The sequence below is a fragment of the Absiella sp. AM09-50 genome (genome assembly GCF_003433845.1).
Lineage (GTDB): Bacteria > Bacillota_I > Bacilli_A > Erysipelotrichales > Erysipelotrichaceae > Hoskinsella > Hoskinsella hominis.
This window is the reverse complement of record NZ_QVFI01000001.1, coordinates 356,311-380,932: the sequence shown is the minus strand read 5'-3', so window position 1 is coordinate 380,932 and position 24,622 is coordinate 356,311. Positions and strand designations below refer to the sequence as shown.

Below are 24,622 nucleotides of genomic sequence, written 5' to 3'. Positions count from 1 at the left end.
TTTTCTTTAAATCATATACAATGTAGGAAGTGTGAAAGGGTGTCGCTCATGTATCAAATACAATTGTCTGTTAGAAATCTGGTGGAGGCGCTATATCTTGGTGGTGATTTAGTGTCTACATCACAAAGTATGGAACGTGCCAATTTAGGAGCCAGGATTCATCGACAGATCCAGTCAAAATATGGAGAACATTATCAAAGTGAAGTCTATTTAAAAATCACAAGTGAACTGGAAGATTTCTGTTTTACCATCGATGGACGTGCCGATGGCATCTGTATAGATGATGACAAGGTATTGATTGATGAAATCAAAACCACCTATGTGCCTTATGATGAAATCGATGAATCACATTTTGTCCACTTTGCGCAAGCCTATATTTATGCTTATATCTATGCACTTGATTATGATATCAAAGAGCTGGATGTACAGATCACATATTATCAATTAGAAATCAATGAAGTGAAATGCTTCCTGCATCATAAGACTTTTGATGAACTGGAAAGCTTTTATTTTGATACCCTTAAACAGTATTTAAAATGGGCGAACCTGAAAAAAGATGTGATAGAAACATCACAAGCTTCCTTAAAGCAGTTACATTTCCCCTTTTCTGATTATCGCAAAGGACAGCGCCAGTTTGCTGTTGCGGTATACAAAACCATTCTAGATAAAGATATCCTGTTTGCACAGGCGCCCACCGGTATAGGAAAAACGATTTCTACCTTATTTCCAGCATTAAAAGCCATCGGAGAAAAGAAATGTGAAAAGATATTTTACCTATGTGCCAAAAATATAACCGCATCTGTGGCTTATGATACCATCTCCTTGATTTATGATCAGGGTGTTCGCTTTAAAACCGTTGCCATCACCGCAAAGGATAAAATCTGTTTTTTAGAAGAACGCAATTGTGATTCTAAACACTGTCCATATGCGAAGGGATATTTTGATCGCTGTCAAGATGCATTATATGAACTAGTGTCACAAAATGATTTTATTGAAAAGGATATTGTGTGCAATGTTGCACAGGACCATATGGTCTGTCCATTTGAATTAAGTCTGGATGCTTCTTTATATGCGGATGTGATCGTATGTGATTATAATTATGTTTTTGATCCAAGGGTTTATTTAAAACGTTTCTTTACAGAAAAAGGAAATTATGTTTTTTTGGTCGATGAGGCACATAATCTTGTGGAGCGTGCAAGAGAAATGTATAGTGCTTCCTTATATTTATCTAATTTTGAAGATGCGAAAAAGCTGTTGCCAAAAGATCGTAAACTGGTATATAACAGTATACAAAATATCATCCGGCTCTTAAAGAAAATACGCAAAAGCTGTGAAGAAGAAGATAATTTCCAATATTATCCGGTTCTGGATGAAACCTTATTATCCACGATCAGTAACTTTTGTGAGCATCTGGATGCATATTTTCAAAGTGAACATGATGAACAACATGATGATACGTTAAAACAATTATATTTTGATTGTATCAATTTTGGGAAAATCGCTGATTTCTTTGATGAACACTTTGTTTATTATATCGCAGTGGAAGGCAAGGACTGCATGGTGAAACAGTTTTGTATGAACCCAGTCCATCCAATATCTGATATATTAAAGAAAGGGCGTTCTACGATTTTCTTTAGTGCTACCTTATCTCCCATCGATTACTATTTAACTTTATTGGGTGGTGATGAAAACACCAAACGATTATCACTGCCCTCTCCATTTGATGCGAAGAATTGTTGTTGTATGATCGCCAATCAGATTTCAACCAAATATGCCAAACGGCAAGCCTCTTTGCCAGCGCTTGTTTCCATGATTTATGCCAGTGTATCTATGAAAGCCGGCAACTATATTGTATTTGCGCCAAGTTATGCCTATATGCATCAGATCTATGAGGCTTTTGTGAAATGTTATCCCCATATCAAAACAACCCTACAGGCACAAAATATGAGTGAAAAAATGAAAGAAGAATTTTTATCTTCCTTTGATCAAAGTGATTCCCTGCATGTTTATTTCTGTGTCATTGGTGGTATGTTTTCTGAAGGAATCGATTTGAAACAGGAACGTTTGATTGGTGCGATCATCGTAGGTGTTGGCCTTGCGCAAATCAATCCCCAACAGGATTTGATCATGCACCATTTTGATGAAATCAATCACATGGGATTTTCTTATGCCTATCAATTTCCCGGCATGAACAAGGTCTTACAATCAGCTGGCAGAGTCATTCGTTCTAGTGCTGATAAAGGTATGATTTTATTGATTGATGAACGTTATACAACCAATCGCTATTTATCCTTATTGCCACCACATTACCGTCATTTTAAAACCGTATCTAGGCCAGAAGATGCGATGCATATCTTACAAGATTTTTGGAGGTCCACATGAAATATCATAAATCAATTCCCATCGTTTTTCTTAGCCTGTCTATGCTTTTTATAGGATATTATGCCCTGTTATCCATCAGTTATGGAATCAATGGCATTACCTTTTCCTGGACATGGCTTTGTATGGGCATCCTGTTATTCGGGATTGCTATCTTTGAAATAATCAAAAAGCGCCATCTGTTATCGTATTTTCCTAAAGTTCTTCGTATCCTGTTTATTATCTTTATGGTAACTTCCCTTGGTATATTCACAATCAAGGTGGGGGCGATTGTAAAGTGTGGTCAGCATGTATCCAAAACCCAGTATGATACAGTGATTGTATTGGGTGCTCAGTTAAAAGGCGAACAGATATCACGTTTACTGCGCTATCGTTTGGAAGCAGCTTTAAAATTCCATGAACAATATCCAAATGCGACCATCATTGTCAGTGGAGGCCAGGGGCCATTAGAATCACGAAGTGAAGCAAGCGCCATGAAGGCATGGCTGATACAGCATGGTATTGAAGAATCACAGATTCTTATGGAAGATCAAAGCCGTAATACAAATGAAAACTTTGCGTTTAGTAAAAAGCTGTTAAAAAAAGACACTCCAGTGAGTGTCATATCCAATGATTTCCACATGTATCGTGCCAATGTACTGTGTAAACAAAATGGCATGCAATGTGCATTATACCCTGCGAAAAGTGATTTTGATTTATCTTTTAATTTCTATTTCCGTGAATTCTTTGGTGTGATCAAAGATCAATATCTAACAAAACTGCAGTAGCCATTCCTGGGCTTGTTTCATCGTATCTACGCTTGGACACCCGGTATTCTGCAGTTTTTCTTTATGTTCATGACCATCCGCAATCAACAGACAATGACATCCTGCATTTGCTGCGACTTCACTATCATGTACACTATCACCGATAAAGATGGTTTCTGCTTTACATAAGCCTGCCTTTTCCACAAAGTTCTTTGCTAATTCTGCCTTTGAATGCGCATGAATATTATCTAGTCCCTTGATATCCTCAAAATAAGGAGTGATATCGTATTGTGCCAGCTGTTCCTTTAAAAAGCTGATATCACTTGCACTCAATAAATACTGGTGAACACCTCGTGCCTTCATCATCTCTAGTGTTTCCATTACATCACGATGTAGCTCACAATCAAGTGAATGTGGCTGATAATAATCCATATATTGTTTTGCCAATTGTGAAAATGGCGTTTTATCAAAATCAAATCCTACTTTTTTGTAATATTCAATGACTGGGAATTGAAAATACCGGCGATATTCTTCTTTTTCAAGAACTAATGGCAAATGCTGTGCTTCTAACAGCTGGTTTAATGCTTCCATACTGATATCGATATCATCTAACAGCGTTCCATTCCAGTCCCAGATTATATTTGTAATCTTCATAAATTCACCTCACTCATGTTATTATACCATGTGCAAAGGAAAATATGATAATGAATTCTTAGTGTTTTATTTGTGAAACTGGTGAGTATGTAGATGTCAGCCAGCCATTCATCAAATGATTTACTTCTTCCATGGTTTCCAATTCATCGTCATTGATTCCCAAACCATGTAGATAGATACCATCGTGTATCTGTTGTTTTAAATGGTCCTCATATACATCCTGATGCATGGCATCTAAATAATAAGAGGATACTTGTTTGCCTTTAAAATCATACCAGCTTAAAAACTGTTTCATTGATTCAGAGGTATCATCCTGATGTGCAATATCGCCTAATAATATCAGATCAAAATTGTCCGCATCCGGTACCTGCGCATGATCAATGTCATAAAGTGAGATATCCATTTTTTGATTGATACGCTCTGTAAGAATATGTAGACGTTTTATTTCATCATGATAAAGCACCAATATTTTCTTATCATGGTTTATATTTGTGCGTGTGATTTCTAAATGCCGGGGTTCTTGTTTGGGAATCGTTTGAAAAATCCCTGAAGATACACAAATAATCACCCATATTTGTAGTAAAAGTTTCATATTATCCCTCCATCAAGCTGTATCATATCAGATCAATCCCTCATATTTTGTCAAAGAAAAAGACCTTGCGGTCTTTTATTCATCATAATCAAAGTCAAAATCATATGCATCTCTTTGGTTATCTTCCTCTTCATCATAACGACAGTTTCTTAAACACTGACGATATTGTGCACGACAGCGGTCCTCACATGTTGGACGTTTTGGTGGACATGGTCTTGGTGGGCAAGGTCTAGGTGGACATGGTTTTGGACGACAGTTGCACGCATTGTTTCCACATCCACAACTACACTGGCTGCCACAGCCACAATTTGAAGAATTACCACAGTTTGGTTTCTGATTACAGCAGTGATTATTTCCACAGCCTGGACGGAATGTATTCTGGCACGCACAACGTCTGCGAGAATTGTTACAGCCACATCCCTGATTTACTAAAATACGTTCCCCATTACGATTACAGCTATTCATGTTATCATTTGAACAGTTACATCTTGAACTATACACGAAAGATTCCTCCTTTATCAATGAGATTTTCTATCCATCTCAATTTACTATATGCAAACCCGGTAATTTGCCTTAGGCATATCTCATTCATCAAAAGAAAAAGAGGTACATTTACCTGTGATAGTAAAAAATACCTCTTGCCATACCTAATGTATTGCCTTTTAACAAATATTGTTTCAGATTTCGCTGAAGACTGGTAGTTTCAGGATAATCTGCGATATCCATTACATCGCCAAAGATGCGTTCTTCACCCTGATGACAGGATTCATCAATTTCATAAATATGAAATAATGATTGAAAACGTAAGATATTACAATCCTTTGTCAACATTTTTTGTAAAGCAGGATGTAGTAACCAGCTTTCGCCCCAAAACCATGCGCCTTCCATATGATAAAAGGACAACGCCTGATTTAAAGATCTGATACAATCTTCATACACCAGTGCTTCTCCTTGTGCCACATGAATTTCAATTACCTCATCCCCCTGTTTTTTATGATAAGCAGGGATATCTTTAGTCAAATGAATCTTTTGAAAAGCTAATCGTCCCAAACGGAAAACTTCCATACAAATATGAAACCTTAACCAGATAACTTCATCAATTCCCCATTCATGAAATGTAGCATAACAGTTTTGACACCATAGAGTGATATCATAAAATGTATCCTTATAAACACGTTCCTCGATTCCTAACGCATCATAATCATCTTTGATATCAGCGGCTAATTCCAATATTAAACGTAAAGAAAACAAACGGTGTTGATGTTGTTTTCTACAGTAATCCAGAAATAAAGCTTCTTGTGTACATAGCCTTTTTCCCTCTTTCTTCATCTGTTCCGTAAAAGGATAAGCAAGCGCTGCTTCATAAGCTTCCAAAGGCAGGCTGATTAATTTTGCCAATGTTGAAATCTTCATATCATTCCTCCAGCATAGCCGCAAATACATCTAGTTTTGTATAACGGTTCACACAGAATCTAGGTAATGCGTAATCATCATCCGATATGACTGCTTTTCGATTTTCATTAAACCCAAATGCTAATTTTACACCCTTCTTCTTTAACACCTTTTTCGCAAGTGGATTGCTGTGTCCATAAGGATAGGCAAGGTATGTTCCATCCACAAGTGCATTGCTTTGTGTAATATCTTTGATTAATTCTTTTTCACTTTTTTGATCAATCGCAAATCCTTTATCTTTATGATGTAAATCATATGTATGAGAATAGAAATCAAGAGAAGATGCTTTGATATCAGCTAAGGAAGCGTGCTGACGTTTGGTATGATCATATGGTCCATGTTCTTTGATATCGGAAGCAATCGCAAAAACAGTACCATGAAACCCATAGCGCTTAAGTATTGGCTCTGCATAATGAATGGTTGATAAAAAGCCATCATCAAATGTCAATACCACACTTTTTTCAGGGATTTTTTTACCTTCTTTTTTCCATGCATAGACCTCATCCAGGGTTAAGCTCTGATATCCATGATCATATAAGTACTTCATCTCTTCTTCAAAAGTGGAAAGTTTTGTGACCCACATATTGCCTTTAAAATGGGTTTCAGCCTCATGATCTGGCGCAATATGATGAAAGCCAAGAATCGCAAGCCTTGTATTATCTTTATGCATTCCCGCATAAAATAAATACAATAATAGTGCAGCACAAATAATGATACAGGTCATACGTCTTTGTTTTAACATCATCGCATAACCTTTCTCATCAGCTGTTCTTTCCATTTTTTATATGGATAATAGCGAAATGGCAGATCGATCAGATTTGATTTTTTCACAATGGAGCGCATATGGGAGAACGTTAAAAAGGAATCATATCCATGGTATGCTCCCATGCCACTTTTTCCAACACCACCAAAGCCCATATAGCTACTGGCAAGATGAATGATCGTATCATTGATACAGCCACCGCCAAAACTGCATTCTTTTAAGACTTTTTTCTCGTGTTCTCTGTTTGTGGTAAACAGATATAATGCCAATGGATGCTCCTTTGAATGAATGAAGTGGATAGCCTCTTGCAGGCTGTCATAAGTAACAACAGGCAGAATGGGCCCAAAGATTTCTTCCTGCATGATCTTTGCGTGCAGATCAGATACTTCCATAATGGTAGGTTCTATTTGTAGACGTTCTCGATTCATACGACCACCACAACAAATGGTTCCCTGATGTAGATAAGCGCATAACCGATCAAAATGTTTTTCATTTATGATACGTGGATAATCTGGATGATGAATAGGATCATCTCCTAGTGCTTTTTGTATTTCATCATGCATATAACAGATGAGTTCATCTTTGATGGAGCGATGAACCAATATATAATCAGGAGCGACACATGTTTGTCCGGCATTTAACAATTTTCCAAACACAATACGCTTTGCCCCCCGTTTAATATTTGCACTTTCATCTACGATACAAGGACTTTTTCCACCTAATTCAAGGGACACCGGTGTTAGGTTTTGACTGGCTTTTTCAAGTACCAGTTTTCCCACCTGTGTTCCTCCGGTAAAGAAGATATAATCAAAATGCTGATTTAGCAGTTGAAGATTTTCTTCCCGTCCTCCTTCCACCACCGTGATATATTCTGAAGGAAAGTATGCTTCTATCATTTCTTTGATGACATGTGCGGTATGTGGAGCATATGCACTTGGTTTGATGACGACAGTATTACCTGCTGCGATTGCGCCAATCGTCGGCTCCAAACAAAGCTGGAACGGATAGTTCCATGGTGCCATTATCAAAACCACACCATAAGGCTGTGGCACAACAAAACTAACCGATGGAAAATGTACCAATGGTGTTTTTCTTCTGCTTGGTTTTGAAAAATCATCTATATGACGCAGCTGAAAGGTTAACTCCTCCAACACCAAACCGATTTCACTCATAAAAGCCTCTGTGGAGGATTTATGTAAATCTTTGTATAACGCTTCTTCAATAGCCTTTTGATAGTTTCGAATTGCTTTACGAAGTGTACGCAGGGCTTGTTTTCGATATGCGATATCCTTTGTTTGATTACTTTGGTAAAATGTACGCTGATTTGCGATCGTTGTTTCTATATTCATAAATATTCACCTGTATTCTATAAAAAATAACACATCTAAGTATATCATATTTATAGACCTTTGAACGTAAAGATTTATGTACGTGTGAAAGAAGTTGAATTTTTTACTTACAAACACGAAGAATTAAAGTATAATGAAAGCAAGAGGTGATACAAATGAGTATGAGAGGAATTTATAGTTCTGTAACAGATATCAGAAGAAAGGTCTTTACAGAAATTGCCCGTTTGGCATATGAAGGCGGCGATTATGCGACGAAAATCGAACAGCTGCCTTATAAAATTTTACCTGGAGAACGCGCAACTTATCGTGACTCTATATTTCTGGAACGAGCAATCGTTGGGGAACGTTTACGTTTAGGTATCGGTCTGCCATTAAGAAGAATGGATGAACATGCGCCCCTTTCTGAAGGTATTGAAGAAAGTGCAATCGCAGAAAAATACTATGATGATCCATTGATCAATATTATTAAATTCGCATGTAATGCCTGTCCTGACAACAAGGTCGTTGTGACAGATATGTGCCAGGGATGTCTTGCACACCCTTGTAAAGAGGTTTGTCCAAAAGATGCCATTTCTATCGTGAATGGAAAATCTGTGATTGATCAGGATAAATGTATCAAATGCGGACGTTGTATCAATGTATGTCCATATAGTGCCATTCATAAATTAGAACGCCCATGTGCGAGAAGCTGTGGTATGGATGCCATAGGTTCTGATGAATTTGGACGTGCAGAAATCGATCATGATAAATGTGTATCCTGCGGTATGTGTCTTGTGAATTGTCCATTTGGGGCAATCGTTGATAAAGGACAGATTTTCCAAACAATTCATGCCATCAAAGAAGGCATTGATGTATATGCAGCGATTGCGCCAGCATTTGTTGGTCAATTTGGTGCCGGTGTTACACCAGAAAAAGTAAAGGGTGCTTTAAAAGAACTGGGCTTTAAGGATGTTGTGGAAGTTGCGATCGGTGCCGATTTGTGTACAGTAGAAGAAGCAGAAGACTTCTTAAATAAAGTACCAAATGAACAGCCGTTTATGGCAACCAGCTGTTGTCCTGCCTGGTCTGTAATGGCTAAAAAACTCTTCCCGGATTTCAAGCCTTATATTTCCATGGCTTTAACACCTATGGTATTGACCGGCCGTTTGATTAAAAAAGAACATCCAAATGCGAAAGTTGTCTTTATCGGTCCTTGTGCAGCGAAAAAACTGGAAGCCAGTCGAAAGAGTGTACGAAGCGATATTGACTTTGTACTGACTTTTGAAGAAGTCATGGGTATGTTTGAAGCAAAAGGTGTAGATCTTGCGATGGCACCTGTGGAGGCTCCATTTGAAGAAGGTACTGCCAATGGACGTGGATTTGCGATCAGTGGTGGTGTCGCAGGTGCTGTAAAACAATGTATCCAAAAAGAACACCCAGAGAAAGAAGTTCTGATTGACAGCGCTGAAGGATTGAAAAACTGTCGTACAATGTTAATGATGGCAAAAGCCGGTAAACGTAATGGTTATCTATTAGAAGGTATGGCATGTCCTGGTGGATGTGTTGCTGGTGCTGGTACATTACAGCCGGTAATAAAATCCAGTGCATTAGTTAAAAAATATACCAGTGAAGCAGAAAAGAAACTGGCATTTGAAAGTGAACATTTAGATAACTTGGAATTATTGACAAAAGAGTAAAATGAAAAGAAAGTGATATTTCCGTGTTAAATATCACTTTTCCTTTTTTATGATATGATAAGAAAAGATTGTTCATACTATTACATGAAAAGTGAGGTTATTTCCTATGCAGAATTATGGTTATTTTAAAGTTGCCTGTGCAACTCCTGCTTTAACAATTGGTGATGTACATGCCAATACACAAGAAATATTACATATTATTTCCACATGTGATCAGGATGTCCGCCTTATTGTATTCCCGGAATTGAGTCTTTGTGGATATACCTGTCAGGATTTACTGTATGAAAATATTCTGATGGACAGTATGGAAGAAGCGATTTTTAAAATCTGTCAGGAAAATACATCAGATGCCATCATCGTGATTGGCTGTGCCCTTCGTCAGTATAATCATTTATATAACTGTGCTGTTTTCATACATCAGCATTCAATATTAGGCATCGTTCCTAAGACATATCTGCCTAATTACAACGAATTTTATGAAAAACGCTGGTTTTCAAGTGCAGATTCCTGTATTGATGATGATATCTATCTACATGGACAGCGCATTCCTTTTTCCTCCAGGATTCTGATTCACGATGAAACAAGTGGTGCGATTATTGGCGCAGATATCTGTGAAGATTTATGGGTACCTATTCCTCCAAGCACCTACCATACATTACATGGAGCCAATGTAATTGTGAATTTAAGTGCCAGCAATGAAACCATCGGTAAAAAAGAATATCGCAGAAATATGATTTTATCACACAGTACAAAATGTATGTGTGGCTATGTGTATGCATCTGCTGGCATTGATGAAAGTACCAGTGATCTGGTTTTCAGTGGTCATGCGATTATCGCAGACAACGGCTATTTGGTTCATGAATCAGAAATATTCCATCGTAATAAACTAACCTATGGTGAAATTGATTTAGAAAAGCTAAAAAATGACCGGTTGCGTTTTTCTACCTATATGGAGCTTTCTGAAAAAAAGGACTATCAATTTATCACTTGTCAAACAAAACCTGTTACACAAAAGCTGGAACTTATACGTACCATTGATCCCTATCCTTTCGTTCCAAAAGATGAAGCAGTTAGAAAAGATCGCTGTATGGATATTTTACATATGCAGGCTACCGGATTGGCTCAGCGTCTGAAGAAAATCAACTGCAGCCAGTTGATTATAGGTATTAGCGGTGGTTTAGACAGCACCTTAGCTTTGATTGTCGCAAAAATCGCATTTGATATGAATGGTTATGACACAAAAGGAATTCTAGCTGTTACCATGCCAGGCTTTGGTACCAGCGAGCGTACATTACATAATGCCCAAGCATTAATGGAGGCTTTACATACCACCCAAAAGAACATTGATATTCGTAAAGCATGCGAACTTCATTATAAAGATATTGAGCATGATGCCACATCTTTGGATATCACTTTTGAAAATGTACAGGCAAGAGAGCGTACACAGATATTAATGGATCTAGCGAATCAACATCATGGTATCGTCTTAGGTACAGGTGATTTAAGTGAATTAGCACTTGGATGGTGTACTTATAATGGTGATCATATGTCCATGTATGCAGTCAATGCTTCCATCCCTAAAACACTGATTCGCTATCTGCTGGTTACATATGCACATTACTGTCGTATACAAAGTGATCAAAAACTTGCGGATATTTTAGATGATATCTGCGATACTCCGGTTTCACCTGAATTATTGCCACCAAAAGAGAATGGTGAAATTGCGCAGATCACAGAAGATGCTATTGGTTCCTATACATATCATGATTTCTTTTTATACCATATGCTGCGAAATCATTTTTCGCCTGATAAGATTTATCAGTTGGCTTTACTTGCTTTTGGTGAAGCCCATAAAGCAGATATCAAAAGTACCCTTAAAACTTTTTATCACCGCTTTTTCACCCAGCAGTTTAAACGAAACTGTATGCCTGATGGTGTAAAAGTAGGAAGTGTATGCCTTTCCCCAAGAGGTGACTGGCGTATGCCAAGTGATGCCAGCGCAGATTTATGGCTAAAAGAAGTTGACCAGTTATAAAAAAACAAGAGATTTCTAAAATGACTGTATTTTCCTCAATCATTTAAGAAATCTCTTTTTATAATGAAACATCTTCTTCTTGAAACGTATGATAAAACTCCATAAAATCTTTCATGCATAATGGTTTAGCATAATAATATCCCTGAATTTCATCACAGCCTGCTTCTTTTAGGAAAGCTACTTCCTTTTCTGTTTCCACACCTTCTGCCACTGTATGGATGTGCAAACTTTTCGCCATAGAAAGAACTCCTTTGATAATTTCAAAGCTTCGTTCTTTGTTTTCCTTTTCTGCACGGAAGAATACCTGATCCACTTTCATTTCATCAATTGGAATATCCTTCAACATATTTAAAGAAGAATAGCCGCTGCCAAAGTCATCCATCGCAATCAAAAAGCCATGATGCTGCAGTTCTTTGATAATCGAACGCAGTTCTTCACTATGATCATAAATAACATTTTCTGTGATTTCAAATTCAATCATAGAATGTTCTATATGATGACGATTTACCAGTTCTACAATTTTATTGGCAAAACCTGGTTTAAAGATATACATACGGGAAAGATTGACAGATATACGAATTGGCATTTTTTCTTCTTTCTGCCAGTTCTCTAGCACCCGACAAACCTCTTCTATCATATACATATCTAGTTTTTCAAGAAAGCCGTTTCGTTCAAATAATGGAATAAAGCGATAAGGTGGAATCAATCCATACACTGGAGAATTCCAGCGAACCAATGCTTCTGCCGCATGTATTTTCTTATCTTTCAACGTTACTTTTGGTTGTAGATAAATTTTAAATTCACTTGCTTCCAATGCACTTTCCATTAAACTTTCCATCCGTTTTTCATCAAGCTGCATTTCATACATTTCATGAGAGAAGAAACTAAAGGTTTCTGGTGTATCTTTGATACGTTTTTTCGCATACGCACAACGATCATGACATTTACCAATATCTTTATCACTTTCTTCAATCATATAGATTCCGATCTTATACTCTAAATTAAACATACTGAACATACCTTTGCTGGCATACTTGATAGCTTCGATAATATGATTTATACGTTTGATGATTTCTTCTTCAGTTTTTGTATGCAGTAAAAGAATATAGCGATCCCCAGATATGCGTGAACATGCCTCTTCTTTTGTACATTGTTCCTCACAGGCATTCATGATGATACATAAAAGTTTATCCCCACCCTGATAGCCATAAATTTCATTAAATAATTTAAAATCTCTGACATCTGCTTCAATCAGGGTATATTCATTGCCAACACCTTGATCTAATAACGCCTGAACTTTTAAACGGAAACGATTATAATTGTAATGTCCTGTTAATTCATCATAGAACACCAGCTCTTCCATTTTTTTATCAGCTTTATTTCGTGATATATAAATATATATGATAATTGCGATAAACAATACTGCCAATAACAGCCATGTTACAATCGCCATCTTCAGAAAATAATTGATTTGCGTTGATACCACATTACTTGGCACAATGGATAAAATATACCAGTTATTGATATCTAAGCGATGAAATGCAAGATAACGATGTTCTTTATCAGGTGTAATAAATTCTTCTACACCGGTTTTTTCGTTTTTCATCTGACTTACATCAAAGTTATCCACAAAATTCAATTTTGTGATAGAATCAATACTCTGCTTACGATTTTTACTATGACTGGATATAACAATTTTCCCCTCTTCATTTGCGACATCACTGAATCCCTGATCATTAAACGTTTCATTCAACAATTTCTCTGACAAAGTTTCTGTTTCCATGGATGCAAACAAAACATTGGTGATCTTGCCATCATGATAGATTGGTGAAGCAAATACATTAATATCTTTTTTTCCTATAACATCCGTAAAAGTATTTGAAAACATGGAAACCCCTTGAATGGCTGATTGAAAATACTCACGATCTGCGATATTAAACTTCTGTCCATCGGTTGTATAACAGTTTCCATCTAATCCAGAAATACCAAAACGTAGAAAATCAGAATTTTCTTTGGCATCTTTCACATCTTTTATCAGAACTTTTGCATCTGTTGATGGATTATTTGACAACATACTAGCTATAGAATCGATGGTTTTTATTTCATTATGGATATCTTCTTCGATAATCCGTGCATTCGCTTCCGCTGTCTGCATAAGATTAGTTCTTAATTCACTTAACAACGTCGTTCTTAATTGAGATACATAAAAGATAGCACCGCCAACAAATACACTCAGGCTTATGACAACAATCAAAAGTCGCCTTATCAATGTCTTATGTTTCTGCATAGCGTCCCTCCGTTCGTATTTCTATCTAACATATGTTTTAATCTCTTTCAGGTAAAGGCTTTTTTTCTTTTTATTACAAATTTACATACTTATAGGATAACATAACATTTATTTCATGAAAATATGTAATTTCAAATTTTACCATTACAAACAGTATTTTTTACTCATCCTCCAGAATAATACGGTCCCTTCCTTCTTTTTTACCAATATATAAATGATCATCCGCAATTTCTATCAGTTTATTCAAATCATTTTCATTATCAGAATCACTTATGCCAAATGTAATGGATACATGGATGATTTCACCATTTAGTACGATATCCATATTTCTGATCTCTTGTTGCAGCTCTAGCAAGTGTTCATATGCTTCACTTTTATTCATATCTTCATAAATTAAAACAAACTCTTCACCACCCCAGCGGAAAACAAAACCTAAATGTTCCATATGCGCCGATAAAACACTGGATAATTGCCGCAAGACTTCATCTCCGCTTTGATGTCCATAGGTATCATTAATTTTTTTGAAGTAGTCAATATCTCCCATCGCAAGTGCAAATGTACCATGTCCTTGTTTGGCTTTTTCAAGTAAACTATCAATCACAACATTACAGCTTCTTCGATTATGTAATCCTGTCAATGGATCTTTCCCTACCAGCTCCATAATAGAATCCTGTAGTATAAGTGCAAATTTTCCCATCTCACCAATTTCATCATTTCGCTCTAATACATATGGATCAATTTTCGCTGTCATATCTCCTTGGGCGATATTCCCTAAAAATACTTTTGTTTTATTTAACGCAAAGATTGTCTTTCTGCTATAATAAACAGAAATCAAAATCGCAACTGCCATAACGCCAACTGCACAGGCAATAATGACATAAATTGTTTTCACGATATGGGCAATTACCTGATGACGGGGTTTCCCCACAAACATCATGCCAACCACATCCTGTTGCTGCTTTACTGGGATATAATAGCCATAATACTGCATCCCATTTACCTGTACATCATCAGAAAAATAATCCTCTCCCTGCTTTATTACCTGTTGTTTAACAGCCGCACTCGCATGTGTACCCTTGGCTCTTTTTCCATCTTCATTTAAAATCGTTGTTAAATATCGGGTATCTCCAAAAAACAAAGTAGCGTCTGCTTCAGACATCTTTTTAATACGATCCATCTCATCAATATGCTCATCAAGAAAAACATCCCCTTTTTTCATACGACCATTTTCTTCTGCATATGTGCCAGGAAACTTCGTATCTAAAACATTGTAACTGCTGTATGCCAGCACTTTTAAACTATATTCAACCTCTTCACTTAAGCTGTCATAGGCGACGAATGACATAATAATGGTAATGACTACACCAAATGCCAAAAGTGGTAAGACAGAAAGTGACATAAAATTGATCGTTAGCTTTCGTTTTTTAAACATACTTCTCGTCTCTTTTCCTATTCCCTTAAATATATTCTTATTTTAACATAGGAGTAACTTTCTGTAAAAGCAATTCCATAGAATTCATAAACGGTTCCCTAAACCTTACCAATTTATACATTTTTAAACATCAATTTCAAAAAAAAACAGGATATGCTCCTGTTAGATCAGAATCCCATTACAGTGATCAATTTCGTGTTGAATGATCTGTGCCTGAAATCCGGTAAAGGTTTTTATCTTTATTTTAAAGTTTTTATCACAATACTGAACCTTGATTTTCTCATGACGTTTGACTTCCTTTTCGCCTGTATGACAAAGACATCCTTCCATTGTTTTATACACTTTTCCAGATGTTTTCAAAATCACGGGATTTACCATGATCAAATATTCTCTTTCATCAAATATCACGATAATCCGTTTGGTAACACCAATCATATTGGCAGCCATGCCAACACATGTCTGTGCATGAGCTTTTATGGTATCTAACAAATCCTCTATTACATAACTGTCCTTTACTGTTGCTTCGCTGCATGGCTGACTTAAAATAAATGTATCTTTTACGATATCTTTTATCATACTGCTTCCTCCTCATATTTTTCATATAAATTATATGATTTTAGATATAGAATATCAATGCTGAAAATCCTATACTGTTTTAAAAGTTTATTCCCTCAGCCTTCCTTTGATATTTGTACTGTTATAAGAAAAAGCACCTGATTTCTTAATCAAGTGCTCCTATATCTATAAGATTTCACAATCCTGTAAATGATTGGTTGCGGACTGTAATTTCATTTGTAATATATTTTCCAAACGCGAGATTGCCCCCACCAAACCAGTGACACGACAATTCAATTGAAACAGCTGTTGTGTGGTAGTATTCTCCATTTGAATGACTTCCTGCATTTTGCTTCCTTCCCCCTGTAAGATATTCGCAAGTGCACTTTCCTGTAAAGCGATGGACTCTATAATATCTGTCCATGCCTGACAACGTGCAGTAAATAAAGGTGTTGTAATGGTTGTTGTGTTATTATCCAAATTGGGATCAGGTGTTTGTGATGTGACTTGCGCAGTATTTATGATAGAAGAATTTATTGTTTCTGATACATCTGCACGAATGAAAATGGTGCGGGTTTCCTGATTATTTAAATTCCCCAGATTCAGACTTCCTGTCCATGGCAAAAAATTTGTGCCGCCATCAATGGAATATTCAGGATTTAATAAATCAGCAGGTATCGTATCTGTTAATACCACATTTTCTGAAATAGATGGTCCCGCGTTACGAACGATAATCGTATAAGTTAGTGGTTTCCCTGGCTGTAAAGGACTGGGACTTGCTGATTTTGTTATGGAAATATCAGCTAATTCTCCAGCGATCGTCACAGGTACCTCATTGGTTTCTACTTCAAATTCTTGTGGAATACCACCTTCCACCGGTGTATACGAATATCGCATATTTGCATGATTTAAAGTAGGATTTATAGCTGGTATAGAATCTGCCCTTACAGTAAATGTGATGGTCACACTGCCTTGTACAGGAACATCCGGTACTATAAAACCAGTATTGGGATTTGCCTGTGGCTGAGAAATACCATTCACAATCACACTGCCCTCTACAAAACTTAGTCCTGCTGGTATCATATCCTGAAAGAATACATTTGTAAGAGGATTGCCACAAGGATCCTCCAGAGTAATCGTATATTGAAACTCTTCACCAATAAATGCAGTTGACGTACTGGCTGTTTTTACTGGTATAAATTCTCGTATTAGAATTTCATTAAATGCGATATCATCAATTGCGTAATCATTTCCAACAACTTCAGGTCCTTCACTTAAAAATTCAACAGTTAAACTTGTGTTATTGCGTGAATTTATAACCGTCCCGATTTCTTTCCATTCCGGTGCATTTGTGTTGACAGGTATCAATGCTCCAAGTGTGGCACTATATAATACACCACCATTTTCATCCAATATCTGTACACCTAATTCAGGATTTGGATAGCCATTCACACGAAACAAATTCAATATCCATGAACGAAATAAATAATTTGTATTTGGTTTTACCTGTATCGTATCCCTGAAAAAGACTGCACCTGGGTTGAAGCCATTTACAATCATCATACGTCCGGTTTCATTACCAATCGTATGATCTGCAATCCTCCACCATGCGCCAATTTCTGCACTCATGGAATTATTCATAATATTTTGTACTGTATATTCTCCATCCAGAGGTGTAAATACGGCAGGATTTGGTAAAACATATGTGAAGTCTGGCGTTACATCCGGATATGGTTCTGTTGGTGCCCCTGTATTAGCAGATGTTCCCGCAGGGAATGTGCCAAACGTACCTTCATCTGCGACATTGATAAGATTATCACCTGAAATAATAGCACATTCATCAATAATTGCTTCAATAGGTGTATAAATAACAGGTCCATTATAGAAATTTTGATTTGTTAATTCATTACCAGCTACTGTAACAAAAAGTGTATCTGGTGTTAAAGAATCAATATTGGTAGTTCCTGTAGGAGGATTACTTACTGCTGATACTGGAGGATTGACACCTTCTGGTATATTTCCAACTACAGCATTCGCAAAATCTCCGGGTGAAGTTACACCACCTGTTTCACCATAAGCTTCCACAATTCGATAACTGCCATCTGCTACATTGATAAAACTATAATTCCCATTTGTATCCGTTAATACTACCAAACGCATACCTGATACTGTATTTTGAAGAACAACAGGTATCCCAGCAATCCCTGAATCCTGTGAAGAGATGCTTAAGCTGCGATCTCTATCAAAAATTACGCTACCTGATATTGTTGCCATTGCCATCCACCCCCACTTCATCAAAACATGTGGCATCTATCATATCCACAAGCTCTAACTTTGTCTGTAATATTGTTTCCAGCCTTGTTGCAGTATTGACCATCTGTTCCACAGAACGATTCAGTTGTAAAAGCTGTTGTGCTGTAACACCTTCCATATTGATCACTGTCTGCATTTTTTCTGATTCTGCATTCAGGATATGTGATAAAGCACGTTCCTGCATTGCGATAGATTCTATTAAATCTGTTATGGCCTGTTCACCTGTACGATCTCCAGGCGTAATTACTGGCATTCCCATAGTATATCCTCCTTGTATAAAACATGATTGTATACTTCAGTATATGTTTTTAAACATGATATGGTTCATAAAAAAAGAATGTTCCTTCATATATCGACATACAATACAGAGAATGAAACATAAATGGAGGTATTATTATGGACTTTACATTACAATTTGAAGAATGTATTTACCTATCCTGTGGACAGCCTTATGCATATGAAGGCGTTGCATATGATGGAAATGCATATTATTTTACCTTATCAAATGCTCCTTGTATTCATATCTATCAAAAAGATTTTTCATTTATGGCATCTTATGAAACATGTCGTAATTATTCCGCTATTTGTTATGATTCTGTAAATTATTGTTTTTGGGCAAGTGATCATGCGCATCCAAATATGCTGTATTGTCTTGATGAAAATTTAAATGAACAAAGTATATTTACCATACCTATAGATAAAAATATTGATATTACGGGTTTATCCTGTGATGATATCCATGATACCCTTTTTATTTCCTTTTATGAAGGTGTTATGGAAATCACAAAAGATGGTCAAATACAAAATCAATATGCGCCAATCATTGGTACATTTGCGTCTGTATTAAGTTATGATGAAGCTTTTTTAACACTTCGCGCACATAATGACATGCAGTTTCTTGATTTTCAATCTTTAGATGGCACTCTTTTGGAAAGCTATCCAATTGATTGTCCTTATCAGATCATGAATATTATATGGGATTATGAACGAATGAAAACATGTGATATGTTATGTTTTCTGTTTCTTATCATCGGAAAAGATGGATGTCCATGCTTTATAAAATGCTGTTTAAAACCATGTCAATGTAAGCCTTGTGCTTGTGATCTGGATGATTGTAATCGATCAGACAGTGTTTGCCGATTGCTTTCTTCCATTGCCTGCATAGAAGCTGCACTTTCTCATATTCTAAATGCAGAAGGTGAAAAAATACAAAAGGCGGTTGAAATCGCCGGTAATGTCTGTGAACTCTTGGAAGTAAATGAATCTGTTCGTAAAACAGTAACGGATGTTACCATGCTGGAACAGGTTTTATTTGCTAAATTAAATGCTGTATTAGAAATAGATCAATGTATAAATAATTGTGAGGATTGTAAAAACTAGTGAACGAAATTGTCCACTAGTTTTATTTTTCTATATCTTTTATCTTCTTTGCTCTTACAATGATAATTTCCGGGATTTCTTCATGAGCGAAACATTCCTCATAAAAACCATCAACTACAAAACCACATGCAAAGCAAAGATGGAATATATCCTGCATCGAACGATGATAATAGCACTGTTCTTTTGGTTGTCCAGTAATCGCTTCCCCATAATAACTATGTGGTGTCATGTATTGCTTTGTTAAAGTGACAAAACATGGATGCTGTGTTGCGAATACAAAGGATCCTTGATCTATTAGCATTTGATTTACACTTCTAAATAGTGGTTCTATATCTGAAATATCCATAATTGCCATATTGGAAACTGCTTTTGTGAAAGGCTTCTTTCTTCTTAAAGCCAAAAGACTACTTTCATTAGTCGCATCAGCTACACAGAATTCAATTTGCTCTAGGTATCGGTGTTGACGCTTTTTCGCCAATTCTATCATATTTGCTGAATAATCAAATGCCACAACAGAAATACCTTGATTAGCAAGATATGCTGAATAATTTCCATTCCCACATGCGATATCTAAAATGAAATCATCTGGTTGAATATCTAACAATTCATTTACTTTAGGACGTACTGTTTCTCTATGAAATTTGTTTGACTCATCTCCCATTGCCTCATCCCAAAACTTTGCATTTTCTTCCCATGCTTCTAAACTTTCTTTATTTTTATCATCCATTTTAAAACCTCTCTATTTATTATGGTTAAGCTTTTCTTATCATAAAGTATTTTACTTCAAAATTCATTGATTACTTTTTAATGAAATTCGATTATACAATTTCCCAAACAAAAGTCGCAGTGTCTTGCACATCAATATTGTCTGGCTCTATATCCATAGATGGTATTGCTGATAATTCTCTAAAACTTCTTTCATCAAATTTGTATTTCGTATCAGAATAAACATTCAATTCATCCCAATTGTAATCTATTATAAGTAACTGTCCCAACTTCACGCCTGATGCTTCACAGAGCAGTTCTGCTTTCTTTTTTGCATTTATTGCCGCTTCCCTGAGAAGTGCATCATTTATTTCTGTTGGATTTTTAACTGTAAATACAATATCTAACTCTAGGTGTGTGGGACAAGAAGCAATTGTTACTAATACCTGAGATAATCGTTTCAAGTCAAAATCAAATGCTAACTTTAGCTGGTGGCAACATACAAAGCCAGTGAAAACCCGCTGGTAATGATCATGTTCATCTTTGTAACTATCATAATCGGTGTAAACTTTAAAATTTGTAGTTTTTACTGCATTCTTTTCGAAGCCGATAGATAAAAGACTCTGCTTCAATTCTGCTAATTGCTTTGTCGCAGTATCCATTACCTTATCATATTGCTTATCCTTCGCTTCCAATCTCATCTTCAATATCACATAATCTGAACATGCTGAAACCTTACCAATCCCCTTTACTGTTATTGTTCTTTCCATAGATTTAGCCTCTTTTCTTTTAAACAATCTGTCTTTATCTTAAATCATAATTATACCACCAAATCATTGTCATAGATTTCCTATATTGTTGAAAACTTGTCCATTATCATTTTTTCAGTAGATAACTTTCATAGACATATAATGAAATTGATTTCTCATCTAATATCCTGTGTATAAATCTCAATTACATTTTGCATGAATTGTATCCTGAATTATTTTTCCCATTGTTCCTTTGAAAATATTACTAATTTTTCTATCATATCAAATATCACTTTTTTAAACAGATTCTGATTAATCAATAGAAACACTAAAATATTTTTAACATAAACAAGGTGTATTTATTTTTAAATGATAATTCTGACCAATTCATATCAAAATATCATTTATTTCATTTATTCATTTTCAAAGGATAGCTCTTGAATAAATCTTCAACAACCTCTTGAGGACTACGACCATCTATAAAATATTTATATCCAATATTTTCATAGATATGACCATACCACTCTATATCACTTCTTATTTCATTTAAATAATGATCTTTATACTTTTCACAATAATCTCTATCCTCATAAATAACATCGTTTTCATCTGAAAAAACTAATCGGATAAATATATTTTCCGGAGTATCTCGTAATTCAATCGCCAAAACATTTTTTCTTTTCAATATATCCTGAATAGAATCGATATATGTCATTGGTGTAATTGCAAAAACAATTTTGTCTGTTCGATTCACGATCTTCTTAATAATTTGCCCACGTATTTGATCTCTTTGATAAAGCGTAGGCGTATTATTTATAAAATCTTCAAGTGTTGTATGTAATGCTTTTTTTACTTCTTCATCTAAATCATAAAAAGTATACCCAATTTTTTCTGCTAATAATTTAGCACATGTTGTCTTGCCTACATTAGAAACACCAAATAATAATATTTTCATAACATAATCTAGATTATTCTATTAGCCTTATAACAATAATCTTTCTCCTTTCTTAAGCTATAAATAATTATTCATTATTTTCTCTTTATGTGTAGCTTTATGTCTTTTTCAAAAACCCTTGTTTCTTGCGATTTCTAGTGATCAACAATTAATCGTTCCACTTTTTCCATAAGTGTAGCATACTTTGTTTCATATATATACTTAATCTGAACTATCTTCATCATATACAAGAAATTTTATATAGTAGAAATCTGTTCTATCGCATAAAGAGGTAGATTGATAAGTCCATCTTCTTTTTTATAATCTGCCATGGATGTGCGAACGGAAATTTCAGGTGAAAATTTCTCTCGATATGTTTTAAGACTCTTAGCTTTAAGATTTACTTCTGCTTTTACTTCAACTGGAATAATCTGCTCTCCAGTATCAACGATAAAATCAATCTCACAAGAACCCCGATCATTCGTATAATAATAAATACCTAAATCATCGATTGTCTTAAGTTGCTGACAGACATATTGTTCAGTTAAAGCATCTTTGAATTCAACAAAAAGGGCATTGCCATCAAGTAAAGTACGCTGCCGAAGTCCGCTCATACATCCAAGAAGTCCTACATCAAGCACGAAAAGCTTAAATGCCTTTAAATCTTCATAGGCTTTTAACGGAATTCCTGCTGCATTAACACAGCTAATCTTGTGCACAAGTCCACAGTCTGTTAGCCACATAATTGCAGTTTCATAATCTTTTGCACGCCCACCTTCACGTACAAGACCGTAAATGAATTTTTTATTTTCTTTTGCAAGTTGGGAGGGAATGCTGTTCCATATCATACGAATCTTGGGAACAAGTTCATAAGGAGCATGCTTTGAAAAATCTTGTTCGTAAGCTTCAAGTATCCTCCTTTGAATCGCACGAACCTCATTAAAGTCTTTATTCTCAGCAAAACATTGCACTGCTTCCGGCATACCACCGACAAAGTAGTAAAGTTTTAAAGCATCAATATACGTTTGTTTGAAACTTGTTATCATATCAAAGTCGCGCGTGTTCATCAACTCAGCAAAACGTTCTTTTTCGGTTGCCATTAAAAACTCCTTAAAAGATAATGGATAAAGCTTCAAAAAATCAACTTTACCTACGGGGAAAGATGTCCCTTCGTGCAAAGCGATTCCTAAAAGTGAACCTGCGCAAATGATTTAAAGAATCAGTCAAAAATTAGTAGCGTATTTTCCGGATTGATCTTTCTACCCGAATACAACTCTAATCCCATAATCAAACGTTCTGTATCTAAATCTGATGCAAAGAGTTCCGCCATTCTAGAATTAGAGTCAAAATTAATATATATGGTATTTTCATATGCCTGTTTACCAAACTCTTTCATAATCCAAGTTTTTCCTACTTGCCGCGCTCCTTCAATTATTATTGGCTTACGTCGTTTGCTTTTTTTCCATTGATATAATTTTTCAATTGCAATTCGGTACATATCCACACCACCTTAAATTATTTCAAATTATACAACGATATTTTGTACTATACCAACATTTTTTACAACGAATAAAAGATTTTTCCGTATATATCAAGTTATAATTAACTCAAATCTAGTACATTTCAAGATCAACTGAATATTTTATCATACCTTTATGAGAGTTATCCCAATGGCATTATCCTGTTTATTTTACTATTTTTAATTTACCTCCTCTATGCTAGAGGATTTTTATACGATTTTCAATTTTACATACCACTATATTTTAATTATATCTCTACTCCAAATCCATTGAGAGCCTATACTTCCTATCTTTTTTATCATTTTTCCTATCTAACTCAGAATTAACAAAATTCATATGCCAACAAAATTTTTGATAAGTCTTTTCATCTATGCCTTTTCCCACTTCTTTTTGCATTTTTTTAAAACCATTCATTAACATTTGTCCACAAAAATAACAATCATTAAGAAAATTCAAAAAATAAAGATTATCAAAATCTTTTCTTATAAATTCACACAACTGACTATCTTGTTTGATTTCATTAACAACTTTCTTTTCAATGATAATTCTAGGATAATTTGCAATCTTGTCCTCCAAATAGTACGATTTCAAAAGTGCTTCACCCCAAACCATCGCATCATCTATAAAGAGTTGTCCTATCGAAATGCCTCCACGCAAAAGCCAACCAACACTATCACTTGCGGCTAGCTCTTGAAAATGTCCTGCACACATTAATAAACTTTTTATATCCCGTTTGCGTTGAAAGATCTCATTGGACAATTTTTTTGCTATAATAATATTATCCGAGAAAATCTTAAACTGAATATCCTTATTCTCATCAATTTGAATATCCTTTGTTAAATCTATAGAAAACGTATATAAATTATGTAACTTATTCATTGCCAATTGTTGATCTGCTGCCTTTATTTTATTACTGAATCCTAAAAGATCAATATATGCAACAATGTACGTCCCCGTCTTTCGGTCATAAGCATCCACATTTTGATTTACTAACATTGTAATCTCCCTATTTTTTTCGCTTTGGCACCTAAACTCCTTATTCCCATCTTAACATAATTAGTTTAATCGCTGAAAAATCTGTTCTTATCTAAATTTGCCAAA

At 35.5% G+C, this 24,622-nt stretch carries 22 protein-coding genes; 5 read left to right on the top strand and 17 right to left on the bottom strand.

Annotated features, from left to right (window positions below):
* The first annotated feature begins 48 nt into the window (after positions 1-48).
* Both DW114_RS01875 and DW114_RS01870 read left to right on the top strand, forming a co-directional pair.
* A complete protein-coding gene (locus DW114_RS01875) occupies positions 49-2,382 on the top strand; it encodes a helicase C-terminal domain-containing protein (protein ID WP_117451833.1) in 2,334 nt (777 codons plus the stop codon).
* Positions 2,379-3,146, top strand: coding sequence for a YdcF family protein (locus DW114_RS01870; RefSeq protein ID WP_117451831.1), 768 nt, complete (start codon positions 2,379-2,381; stop codon positions 3,144-3,146). Before DW114_RS01875 ends, DW114_RS01870 begins: the two co-directional genes overlap by 4 nt.
* Here DW114_RS01870 and DW114_RS01865 read toward each other — a convergent pair.
* The 6 genes from DW114_RS01865 to DW114_RS01840 all read right to left on the bottom strand — a co-directional run bounded on the left by DW114_RS01865 (position 3,129) and on the right by DW114_RS01840 (position 7,935).
* Positions 3,129-3,779 carry an HAD family hydrolase gene (locus DW114_RS01865; protein ID WP_117451829.1) on the bottom strand — a complete coding sequence of 217 codons (651 nt, stop codon included), beginning with the start codon at positions 3,777-3,779 and terminating at the stop codon, positions 3,129-3,131. The two genes, DW114_RS01870 and DW114_RS01865, sit on opposite strands and share 18 nt — an antisense overlap.
* A 58-nt stretch (positions 3,780-3,837) precedes the next feature.
* Complete coding sequence (locus DW114_RS01860; RefSeq protein WP_117451827.1) at positions 3,838-4,371, bottom strand: hypothetical protein; 534 nt, start codon at positions 4,369-4,371, stop codon at positions 3,838-3,840.
* A 75-nt stretch (positions 4,372-4,446) separates the two neighbouring features.
* Entirely contained in the window at positions 4,447-4,872 is a 426-nt protein-coding gene (locus DW114_RS01855) for a hypothetical protein (protein WP_117451825.1), read from the bottom strand.
* Between the two features lie 111 nt (positions 4,873-4,983).
* Positions 4,984-5,784, bottom strand: coding sequence for an acyltransferase domain-containing protein (locus DW114_RS01850; RefSeq protein ID WP_117451823.1), 801 nt, complete (start codon positions 5,782-5,784; stop codon positions 4,984-4,986).
* A 1-nt stretch (position 5,785) separates the two neighbouring features.
* Complete coding sequence (locus tag DW114_RS01845) at positions 5,786-6,568, bottom strand: polysaccharide deacetylase family protein (protein ID WP_233511515.1); 783 nt, start codon at positions 6,566-6,568, stop codon at positions 5,786-5,788.
* A complete protein-coding gene (locus tag DW114_RS01840; protein WP_117451821.1) occupies positions 6,565-7,935 on the bottom strand; it encodes an aldehyde dehydrogenase in 1,371 nt (456 codons plus the stop codon). The genes DW114_RS01845 and DW114_RS01840 overlap by 4 nt, the downstream gene beginning before the upstream one ends.
* Positions 7,936-8,096: 161 nt before the next feature.
* Between DW114_RS01840 and DW114_RS01835 the strand changes: the two genes are divergently transcribed.
* Both DW114_RS01835 and DW114_RS01830 read left to right on the top strand, forming a co-directional pair.
* Positions 8,097-9,611, top strand: coding sequence for a 4Fe-4S dicluster domain-containing protein (locus DW114_RS01835; RefSeq protein ID WP_117452016.1), 1,515 nt, complete (start codon positions 8,097-8,099; stop codon positions 9,609-9,611).
* A 106-nt stretch (positions 9,612-9,717) separates the two neighbouring features.
* Positions 9,718-11,646 (top strand): NAD(+) synthase, encoded by a 1,929-nt coding sequence (locus DW114_RS01830; protein ID WP_117451819.1) that lies wholly within the window; start codon positions 9,718-9,720, stop codon positions 11,644-11,646.
* Positions 11,647-11,704: 58 nt separating this feature from the next.
* Here DW114_RS01830 and DW114_RS01825 read toward each other — a convergent pair whose 3' ends face one another.
* From DW114_RS01825 to DW114_RS01805, 5 genes are all read right to left on the bottom strand, one after another.
* Positions 11,705-13,933 (bottom strand): EAL domain-containing protein, encoded by a 2,229-nt coding sequence (locus tag DW114_RS01825; protein ID WP_117451817.1) that lies wholly within the window; start codon positions 13,931-13,933, stop codon positions 11,705-11,707.
* Between the two features lie 160 nt (positions 13,934-14,093).
* Positions 14,094-15,365, bottom strand: a complete 1,272-nt coding sequence (locus DW114_RS01820; RefSeq protein WP_117451815.1) for a diguanylate cyclase — start codon at positions 15,363-15,365, stop codon at positions 14,094-14,096.
* A gap of 162 nt (positions 15,366-15,527) precedes the next feature.
* Positions 15,528-15,941, bottom strand: coding sequence for a peptide deformylase (locus tag DW114_RS01815; protein WP_117451813.1), 414 nt, complete (start codon positions 15,939-15,941; stop codon positions 15,528-15,530).
* 165 nt (positions 15,942-16,106) lie between these two features.
* Positions 16,107-18,194: an SdrD B-like domain-containing protein gene (locus DW114_RS01810; protein WP_117451811.1), complete on the bottom strand. Its 2,088-nt coding sequence runs from the start codon at positions 18,192-18,194 to the stop codon at positions 16,107-16,109.
* The gene (locus tag DW114_RS01805; RefSeq protein WP_233509537.1) at positions 18,175-18,492 is read right to left on the bottom strand and encodes a hypothetical protein; all 318 of its coding nucleotides are present in this window, start codon (positions 18,490-18,492) and stop codon (positions 18,175-18,177) included. Before DW114_RS01805 ends, DW114_RS01810 begins: the two co-directional genes overlap by 20 nt.
* Before the next feature lie 137 nt (positions 18,493-18,629).
* Between DW114_RS01805 and DW114_RS01800 the strand changes: the two genes are divergently transcribed.
* Positions 18,630-19,613: a hypothetical protein gene (locus DW114_RS01800; protein WP_117451809.1), complete on the top strand. Its 984-nt coding sequence runs from the start codon at positions 18,630-18,632 to the stop codon at positions 19,611-19,613.
* A gap of 22 nt (positions 19,614-19,635) precedes the next feature.
* Here the strand turns inward: DW114_RS01800 and DW114_RS01795 are convergent, their stop codons facing one another.
* The 6 genes from DW114_RS01795 to DW114_RS01775 all read right to left on the bottom strand — a co-directional run bounded on the left by DW114_RS01795 (position 19,636) and on the right by DW114_RS01775 (position 24,517).
* The gene (locus DW114_RS01795) at positions 19,636-20,340 is read right to left on the bottom strand and encodes a class I SAM-dependent methyltransferase (protein WP_117451807.1); all 705 of its coding nucleotides are present in this window, start codon (positions 20,338-20,340) and stop codon (positions 19,636-19,638) included.
* Positions 20,341-20,431: 91 nt separating this feature from the next.
* Positions 20,432-21,088 carry an SIMPL domain-containing protein gene (locus tag DW114_RS01790; protein WP_117451805.1) on the bottom strand — a complete coding sequence of 219 codons (657 nt, stop codon included), beginning with the start codon at positions 21,086-21,088 and terminating at the stop codon, positions 20,432-20,434.
* Positions 21,089-21,476: 388 nt separating this feature from the next.
* Positions 21,477-22,022, bottom strand: a complete 546-nt coding sequence (locus tag DW114_RS01785; RefSeq protein ID WP_117451803.1) for a shikimate kinase — start codon at positions 22,020-22,022, stop codon at positions 21,477-21,479.
* Between the two features lie 236 nt (positions 22,023-22,258).
* Positions 22,259-23,101 (bottom strand): ATP-binding protein, encoded by an 843-nt coding sequence (locus DW114_RS01780; RefSeq protein ID WP_233509538.1) that lies wholly within the window; start codon positions 23,099-23,101, stop codon positions 22,259-22,261.
* A gap of 119 nt (positions 23,102-23,220) precedes the next feature.
* On the bottom strand, positions 23,221-23,499 hold the full coding sequence (locus DW114_RS21565; RefSeq protein ID WP_233509539.1) for an AAA family ATPase: 279 nt from the start codon (positions 23,497-23,499) through the stop codon (positions 23,221-23,223).
* 277 nt (positions 23,500-23,776) lie between these two features.
* On the bottom strand, positions 23,777-24,517 hold the full coding sequence (locus DW114_RS01775; RefSeq protein WP_117451801.1) for a hypothetical protein: 741 nt from the start codon (positions 24,515-24,517) through the stop codon (positions 23,777-23,779).
* Positions 24,518-24,622 lie beyond the last annotated feature (105 nt).